Raw genomic sequence first — 7,686 nt, 5'->3', positions numbered from 1 at the left:
CCAGCCTGCCCCGACCGCTTTCCTGAACCAGAATCCCGCCCCTGCAACAGCTTCGAGGAACCCGGCCACGCGTCGGGCCCACACCATGCCTACCGACAGAAACACCGCCAGCCGCACCCACAACACCAAGATCAATCACTCATGAAAGACCGAGGTTAGTCGCCGCGTCGATCATCGAATCCGGAGTGCGGTGGCCCCCAACACGGCCGGCCCCACTATCGCGCCGGGCTGATCGCCTGGCTCGACAGGACGCTGACCGCGTTCGCGCTCTGATCCGCTCAGTGACGCACGCGAAGCGGCCTGTACCGTGCCAAAACTCGTCGCGCAGGGTGTGAGCTGCTGTTTCGCGACAATGACGCAGGATGGCAGGCGTGTTGGTTCGGCTGCTGTACCTGAGTGCGGTGCGGATGTTCGGCTGGTTGCCGCTGGCCACGCGCAGCGAGTCCGCGCTGGTCGCAGAGTTGCTGGTGCTGCGCCACGAGGTGGCGGTGCTACGCCGTCAGGTCGGTCGGCCGCGCCTGCCGTGGCCGGAGCGGGCGGTGTTGTCCGCGCTGGTCCGGGCCCTGCCGCGGGAACTCTGGAGGCATCGGGTCGTTACCTCCGCCACCCTGCTGGCCTGGCACCGCCGGCTGATCCACCGGCACTGGACCTACCCGAACCGGCCCGGACGACCACCGATCAGCGACGACCTCCGAGACCTGATCCTGCGCCTGGCCAGAAAAAATCCCGGCTGGGGGCACCGGCGCATCCAAGGCGAACTCGTCGGACTCGGCCATCGGGTCGGCGCTGGCACCATCCGTCGCATCCTCGCCAACTCGAAGCGCGGTCCTTCCCCACACGAGTCGACACCAATTGCAGGACGTTCCTGCGCGCGCAGGCGTCCGGCCTGCTGGCGAGGCGACTACTTCCACATCGACACCGTCACGCTGCGGCGGTTGTATGTGCTGTTCGTCATGGAGATCACGACCCGACGGGTGCACATCCTCGGGCATCACCGCCCACCCGACCGCCGCCTGGACTACCCAGCAGGCCCCGCAACCTGGTGCTGGACCTCGGTGACCGTATGACACGGTTCCGGTTCCTGATCCGCGACCGCGACGCCAAGTTCACCGCGCCGTTCGACACGGTGTTCGCCGCCGAAGGCATCGACGTGGTGAAGACTCCGCCACGCACGCCCCGGGGCGAACGCGTTCGCGGAACGCTTCGTGCGCAGTGTCCGGGCCGAGTGCACCGACCGGGTATTGATCTACAACGAACGTCACGCCCGTACCGTGTTACGCGACCATGAGGACCACTTCGACCGGCACCGGCCGCACCAGAGCCTGGATCAGCATCCACCCGACTACGACCCCGGTGTGGTCGTCGCGATCGACAAGCCGATCCGGCAGCGCCGCGTCCTGGGCGGCGTGATCAACGAGTATCACCGGGCAGCTTGAGCTACTCGCAAATTCGCAGCTCACAAGCCTGACACCGAGTTTTGGCACCGTACAGGCGGTCGGGTGCCCGGTGGCGCCCAGGATCGCCGATCCGGCGACTGGCTTGCTCGATAACCGCGAGCACGTACATCCGCGCTCCGGTCAGGGTGACCGTCTCCAGGAAGTCGCATGCCAGCAGGGCGTCGGCCTGGGAGCGCAGGAAGTCTGCCCAGGTGCTGATGGCCCGCTCGGGCGCCGGATCGATCCCGGCCTTCTTCAAGATCTCCCATACGGTGGACGCGGCCACCTTCACCCCCAGAACCAGCAGATCGCCGTGCAGCCGTCGGTACCCCCAGCTGGGATTTTCCTGCGCCAGGCGCAGCACCAGGGCGCGGACGCAACGCAGGGTCCGCGGCCGGCCCGGGCGCTTGGACCGGGACGCGTCTGCGTGACGACGGGCGACCAGGTTGCGATGCCAGCGCAGCACCGTGTCGGGGCGCACCAGCAGCCGCACCTTGCGCAGCACGTCCAACGGCAGCCGGTGTAGCAGCGCCGCCAGCAACGCCCGATCACTCGCGTCGAACTGCACCCTCTCCTCGCCCAGCTGGCGCTCCAGCACGCTGATCTGATGGCGCAGGGCAAGGATCTCCATATCCTTGTCCCGATTGCTCATCGGTAGCAGGCGCAGTACCGCGAACGCGTTCGTCACGCCCAGGTAGGCCAGTCGCAGCACAGCGGACCGTCATGCTGCGGCGATCACGGACTGCGTGAGAGTCCAGCGCACCGCAACTGGCGCCAAGATTGCCACCCCCACCAGGGAGGATGGGGTTCTCGGCAGGGGCAACCGTCCAGCCCTGCTTCACCCGCCCGACACCGTCCGGTCGCAGCCGTCGAGCCGGACGAATGCCGGCCCGTCGGAGGTGACGTGAACGTTGACGCCGCAGTCGAGGTGTGCCCGGCCATCGTCGATTGTCACAGCGGAAATCGTCAGCCCCGTGCGGCGGCGATGCCGTGCGGGGCGATGAACACCTTGTCGGCCGTGCCTTTCCGCTGCGCTTCGAGGGCCTCCGGTAGCTGGTCCAGGCCGTAGAAGGCCGGCCGCAGCCGGTCCAGGCCCAGGGCAGGCAGCATTTGCACCGCGCGGTGGTGCGTGTACGGGTTGATCACCGCACCGACCAGCGTCAGTTCCCGCGCGAAGATTTCGTTGGGTCGTACCCGGGCCTCGTCGTCGGGCCGTGCCACCCCGAAGATGAGGATCCGGCCGCCGCGCGACGACACGGTGATCGCCGATTCCAGGATCCGGCCGGAGCCGACCGCGTCGATCACGTGCGGGAAACCGAGCCCGTCGGTCAGCGCAGTGGCCTCGTCCAGCGACGCCGGGTCGAGGGCGGCGTCCGCGCCCATCCGCAGGGCGGCCTCCCGCCGGTCGGCGCGCGGATCCAGCACCACGACCGGTGCGAGCCCGCGGGCCTTGGCGAGGGCGACCATGATCGCCCCGGCCGGTCCGGCGCCGAAGATGAGGATCGGCAGCCCCGAACGCGGGTTCAGCTGGTCCATTCCGTGCAGGCAGCAGGCGAGCGGTTCGGTCAGCGCCCCGATCCACGGCGGCGTTGCGTCCGGCAGCCGGTACACGATCCGCGCCGGCACCACCATCCGCTCGGTCATGCCGCCGTCGAGCTTCACACCGTACCCCCGCTTGTTGTCGCAGAGGTGTTCCTGGCCGAGGCGGCAGTACGTACACCGGGTGCAGTAGTCGTGCGGTTCGACGGTGACCAGGTCGCCGATCGTGAGCCCGTCGACCGCCGCGCCCACTTCGGTGATCCGGCCGCAGACCTCGTGGCCGAGCACGACCTGTGGCGCGGCGGTGAAGCTGCCGGCGACGATGTGGCTGTCGGTGCCGCAGATGCCGACCGCGAGGGGTGCGATCGCCACCTCGCCCGGGCCGAGCGGCGCCGGCTCGGACTTGAGCAGCCGCACGTCGCCGGTGCCGAAGAAGCGGGCCTCAGTCAGCAGCACGGAGCAACTCCTTCAGTCGGCGGATGTGCGCCCGGGCGGCCTCCTCGGCGGCTTCCGCGTCGCCGGAGCCGATGGCCTCGAAGATGGCCTGGTGGTCGCGGACGGCCTGGACCATGCCGCCGGTCAGGCTGGTGGAGCGCATCGCCACCAGGACCCGGCTCTGGACGCCGTCGAGCATCCGGGCCAGCACCGGGCTCTGCGCCGCCTGCCGGATCTCCCGGTGGAACGCCGCGTCTAGTTCGATGTGGCGGGAGAAGTCGGCCTGCTCCGCGACCGTACGGTGCTCGGTGAGCAGCGCGAGCAGGCTGCGCCGCAGCGAGGCGTGGTACTTCTCCGTCGCCAGCCGGGCCACAGCTCCTTCGAGGACCTCGCGGGCCTCGTACAGGCTGACCAGTTCGGCACGGGAGATGCGTGCCACCTCCGCGCCGCGATTCATCGTCTCGGCGACCAGGTCCTCCTGGACCAGGCGGATCACCGCGTCGCGGACCGGGCTGCGGCTGACGTGGAACTCCTCGGCGAGGGCCGGGACGCTCAGCCGCGCGCCCGGCCGCAGCTCACCGGAGATGATGCGGTCGCGCAGGGTCTTGTAGAGCACTTCACCGACGCGCTGCGGGTCGGCGTGAAGAGAACTGGTCACTGGAGGAACGTCCCTGCGAAGTGGCGGTAGTTGGCGGCAACCGCGGCGATCGCCTCGGGCCGCGTCAGGTCGCCGGCCAGGAGTCCGCGCAGCGAGTCCCACCAGATGCTACGGCCGATGGCGAAGCCGGTGAACCCGTTGGCGGCGGCGTCGGTGAGCCAGCCGTCCACTGTGGCTCGCGGGGCGTTCGCGCCGAGCAGGATGCATTCGCCGCCGGTCTGAGCGGCGAGGTCGGCGGCCGTCCGGTAGTGCTCCGGCGCGCCGAGGTGCTCCAGCTTCCAGACGTCGACGGGCACCTCCTCGACGATCTCCGTCATCGCCCGGTGGATGAGCCCGGGCCGCACCTCGGTGTCGAAAACCTCTCCCGGGATGTTCCGCTGCTCGGGCGTCGGCGGCACGAGCAGCTCGAAGAGGAACCGGCCGCCGGAGTCCCGGACCGCCTGCGAGACCTTGGCCAGCCGGGACCGCTGGTCGCGATTGTCCGACGCCGACCCCTCGACGTTGTAGCGGACCAGCACCTTGGGGAGCTCGGGCCGGAAGTGGGCCAGGTAGGCGTCCAGGTCGGCGGGCTCGGTCTCGTAGACCGCGCAACCGCCGCGCTCGAGCGGCATGCTGAGCGTCACGTGGTGTGCGCGGGCCCGCTCGGGGACGCCCGCACCGAGCTGTTCGTCGACCAGGATCCCGGCGTGCGCGGCCAGGTCGGGCTCGGATTCGAGGGCGGCGAGCAGTCCTTCGAGCACCATGTGCTTGCCGTCGGTCATCGCCGCGCGCTCGGCCGGCAGGGCGGTGGCGGTATGGCCGTACAGGGCCTGGGTGAGCCAGGGACGCTGGTCGACGGCGAGGATCAACAGGCTCATCGGGTTACCTCCGACACGAGATGGGCGTCCGCCGACACGATGCAGGGCTTGACGTAGTCGCCGGCCACGAAGCGGGCGAACGCCTCGGGCAGCTCGGGCAGGGTGAGGGGCTTGACGATGAGGTCGCGCAGCGACGCACCCATGACGCGCAGCAGGTCCCAGTTCGCGTCGACCTCGTTCACGGGGAAGTAGAAGGACCGGACGGTGTAGCAGTCGGTGCGCCGCCAGCGTGGCGTCGCGGGCATGGTGTACGGCTCGTTCGACTCGCCGAGCGCGACGACCGTGCCGCCGGGCCGGACCACCCGCTGCGCCGTCTCCCGGGCCGCGTTCGCGCCGCTGACCTCGATGACCATGTCGTACTGGTTCTCGGCGGACAGGTCACCGGCGGGCGTGGCGCTGAGTGTCGTCGCGGCCTCGAGGCGAGTGGGATTGGGGTCGAAGGCGTCCACGGCGATCCCCATGGCCTGGGCGACCGCGACGACCCCGAGGCCGAGTGGCCCGGCGCCGACGACCAGCGTGCGGTCCACCGAGTCCTGGGTCCGCAGCGCCAGCCGAAGGGCGTGCGCGGCAGTGCCGACCGTGTCGAGCCCGAGGACCGCGACCGACAGCGGGATGTCGTCCGGCACCGGCAGGACGCAACGCGCCGGGACGTCCACGTGCTCGGCGAAACCGCCGTCGCGCTGCCAGCCGATCAGCTGCGACAGGTTCAGGCACTGGTTCGTGCGGCCGGCGGCGCAGCGCACGCACGTACCGCAGAAAACCGGGATGTAGACGATGCCGCGGGTGCCCTCGGGCAGCGCACCGCCGACGACGGTGCCCCCGATCTCGTGGCCCGGAACGACGGCCGAGCCGCTGTGCAGCAGCCGCTTGTCCGACCCGCAGAGCGCGCAGACGTCGACCCGCAGGCGCACGTCGCCCTCGGCGACGTCGCCGAGCGTGACCTTCTCGAACCTGATCTCGGCGTTGCCCTGGAAGCGGGCTCGCATGGACGTCACTTGACGGCTCCTCCGGTGATGCCGCGGACCAGCCAGCGCTGCGCAAAGATCGTCAGCAGCAGGGCGGGCGCGGAGATGAGCGTGCTCGCGGCCATCAGGCCGCCGAAATCGTTGGATCCCTGGCCGATGAAGTTGAACGCGATGACAGTCAGCGGCAGCGTCCGCTCGTTGGCCAGGGCCAGCGCGAAGAGGAAGTAGTTCCAGCTGAAGATGAAGCTGAGCGTCAGCGCGACCGACAGCCCGGGCAGGGCCAGTGGCAGCGCGATAAGGCGGAACCGCTGCCAGGCGTTCGCGCCGTCGATCAGCGTCGACTCCTCGATGCTGATCGGGATCTCCTCGAAGAACGGCACCAGCAGCCAGATGCACAGCGGCAGCGTGATGATCAGGTGCGCGACGATCAGCAGCGTGTAGTTGAGTGCCACGTTGTCCGGGCCGCCGATGCGGATCGAGAGCACGAAGAGCGGCAGCACGAACAGCACGCCGGGCGCCATGCGGGCCAGCAGCGTGACGAAGCCCAGCGCGGCCAGCTTGCGGCGCACGATCACGTACGAGGCCGGCGCGCCGAGGACGAGCCCGAGGATCGTCGACCCGCCGGCCACGATGAAGCTGTTGGCGATGTAGCGGCCGAACTCGAAGCGCGCGAAGAGGTTGGTGAAGTTCTCCAGCGTCAGGGGCGACGCGATGTTGAACAGCGAGCCGGTGATGTCGACGTTGTTGCGCAGCGACGACCAGAGCATGAAGAGCACCGGGCCGAAGAAGATGATCGCGAAGGCGAGGTATGCGGCGTACACGCCGCTGAGCCGCTTGGTCATCGCGAGGCCCGCTGCCGGAACCAGGTGAACACGCCGGCGATCACGATGACCAGGGCGAGCAGGGCGATCTGCAGGGTGGCCGCGTAGCTCGGCTCGTTGTCGACGAAGCCGGCGTTGTAGCCGTACACGTTGAGGGTGTTCGTGGAGTTCACCGGACCCCCCTGGGTCATGATGTAGATCGTGTCGAAGAAGCGCACGAGGTCGACCGTGCGCAGCAGCATCGCCACGGTGAGCACCGGACGCAGTAGCGGGAGGCCGATGTTCCAGGCCGTACGCCAGCCGCTCGCCCCGTCCAGGGCTGCGGCTTCGAACGGCTCTTCGGGCAGCGACCGGATCCCGGCCGAGATGATCAGCGCCATGAATGGCGTCCACTGCCAGATGTCGACCAGGGCGATGGACCAGGGTGCGATGTCCGGGTTGCCGAGCCACACCACCGGGTCGATGCCGACCTTGGCGAGGATCTGGTTGGCCGCGCCGAGCGACGGGTCCATGATCAGCAGCCAGACCAGGCCGACCGCGACGGACGCGGTGATCGCCGGGATCAGCATCATGCCCTGGAAGATCCGCCGGCCGGGCACGTCGAGGCTCATCACGTAGCCCAGTGCCAGCCCGAGGACGGTCTCCACCAGCAGGCAGACCACGAAGAGGAAGAGCGTGACCTTCAGCGAGTTCCAGAACTGCGGGTTGCCGAACATCTCGGCGTAGTTGGCGAACCCGAGGAACCCCGAGTTCGTCCCGTCGGACTGCCGGTCACTGACGGAGAGCCAGATCGTGTACGCGATCGGCACCAGCACGAGCACGGCCGTGACCAGCACGGCCGGCAGCGCGAACGGCCATACGCCCCGGGCCGTCGGGTCGACCCGGCGGCGTCGCGGGGGCCGGGCCCCCGCCCCCGGCTCCGCGCTGGCGGAACCGGAGGCGGCGGGCCGCTTCGTCAACAGGTCGCTCATCGGA

9 protein-coding genes are annotated in these 7,686 nt (G+C 69.5%); 2 read left to right on the top strand and 7 right to left on the bottom strand.

Translation table 11 applies throughout. From position 1 onward, the window contains the following. Positions 1 to 362: 362 nt before the first annotated feature. Positions 363 to 1,067, top strand: coding sequence for an integrase catalytic region (locus ABZV00_RS35205; RefSeq protein WP_355614243.1), 705 nt, complete (start codon positions 363 to 365; stop codon positions 1,065 to 1,067). A 138-nt stretch (positions 1,068 to 1,205) separates the two neighbouring features. Next, a complete protein-coding gene (locus ABZV00_RS35200) occupies positions 1,206 to 1,436 on the top strand; it encodes an integrase core domain-containing protein (protein ID WP_355614240.1) in 231 nt (76 codons plus the stop codon). 1 nt (position 1,437) lies between these two features. Here ABZV00_RS35200 and ABZV00_RS35195 read toward each other — a convergent pair whose 3' ends face one another. The 7 genes from ABZV00_RS35195 to ABZV00_RS35165 all read right to left on the bottom strand — a co-directional run bounded on the left by ABZV00_RS35195 (position 1,438) and on the right by ABZV00_RS35165 (position 7,682). Beyond that, positions 1,438 to 2,148 (bottom strand): hypothetical protein, encoded by a 711-nt coding sequence (locus ABZV00_RS35195; protein ID WP_355614237.1) that lies wholly within the window; start codon positions 2,146 to 2,148, stop codon positions 1,438 to 1,440. Between the two features lie 254 nt (positions 2,149 to 2,402). Then, positions 2,403 to 3,431, bottom strand: a complete 1,029-nt coding sequence (locus ABZV00_RS35190; protein ID WP_355614234.1) for an alcohol dehydrogenase catalytic domain-containing protein — start codon at positions 3,429 to 3,431, stop codon at positions 2,403 to 2,405. Further along, positions 3,418 to 4,068 (bottom strand): GntR family transcriptional regulator, encoded by a 651-nt coding sequence (locus ABZV00_RS35185; protein WP_355614231.1) that lies wholly within the window; start codon positions 4,066 to 4,068, stop codon positions 3,418 to 3,420. The genes ABZV00_RS35190 and ABZV00_RS35185 overlap by 14 nt, the downstream gene beginning before the upstream one ends. Beyond that, the gene (locus ABZV00_RS35180) at positions 4,065 to 4,970 is read right to left on the bottom strand and encodes a 2-deoxy-5-keto-D-gluconate 6-phosphate aldolase domain-containing protein (RefSeq protein ID WP_355614249.1); all 906 of its coding nucleotides are present in this window, start codon (positions 4,968 to 4,970) and stop codon (positions 4,065 to 4,067) included. Before ABZV00_RS35180 ends, ABZV00_RS35185 begins: the two co-directional genes overlap by 4 nt. Beyond that, complete coding sequence (locus ABZV00_RS35175) at positions 4,922 to 5,911, bottom strand: alcohol dehydrogenase catalytic domain-containing protein (protein WP_355614246.1); 990 nt, start codon at positions 5,909 to 5,911, stop codon at positions 4,922 to 4,924. Before ABZV00_RS35175 ends, ABZV00_RS35180 begins: the two co-directional genes overlap by 49 nt. Before the next feature lie 5 nt (positions 5,912 to 5,916). Then, positions 5,917 to 6,732, bottom strand: a complete 816-nt coding sequence (locus ABZV00_RS35170; protein WP_355614228.1) for a carbohydrate ABC transporter permease — start codon at positions 6,730 to 6,732, stop codon at positions 5,917 to 5,919. Beyond that, positions 6,729 to 7,682, bottom strand: a complete 954-nt coding sequence (locus tag ABZV00_RS35165) for a sugar ABC transporter permease (RefSeq protein ID WP_355614225.1) — start codon at positions 7,680 to 7,682, stop codon at positions 6,729 to 6,731. Before ABZV00_RS35165 ends, ABZV00_RS35170 begins: the two co-directional genes overlap by 4 nt. Positions 7,683 to 7,686: the final 4 nt, after the last annotated feature.

The organism is Micromonospora sp. NPDC005173, assembly GCF_040608515.1.
Lineage (GTDB): Bacteria > Actinomycetota > Actinomycetes > Mycobacteriales > Micromonosporaceae > Micromonospora.
This window is presented reverse-complemented; position numbering and strand designations above follow the sequence as displayed.

Bases quoted from the DNA above. Each gene is read 5' to 3' on its own strand.
- ABZV00_RS35175 (WP_355614246.1), bottom strand. From the start codon at position 5,911: ATGCGAGCCCGCTTCCAGGGCAACGCCGAGATCAGGTTCGAGAAGGTC.
- ABZV00_RS35170 (WP_355614228.1), bottom strand. From the start codon at position 6,732: ATGACCAAGCGGCTCAGCGGCGTGTACGCCGCATACCTCGCCTTCGCG.
- ABZV00_RS35165 (WP_355614225.1), bottom strand. From the start codon at position 7,682: ATGAGCGACCTGTTGACGAAGCGGCCCGCCGCCTCCGGTTCCGCCAGC.
- ABZV00_RS35205 (WP_355614243.1), top strand. From the start codon at position 363: ATGGCAGGCGTGTTGGTTCGGCTGCTGTACCTGAGTGCGGTGCGGATG.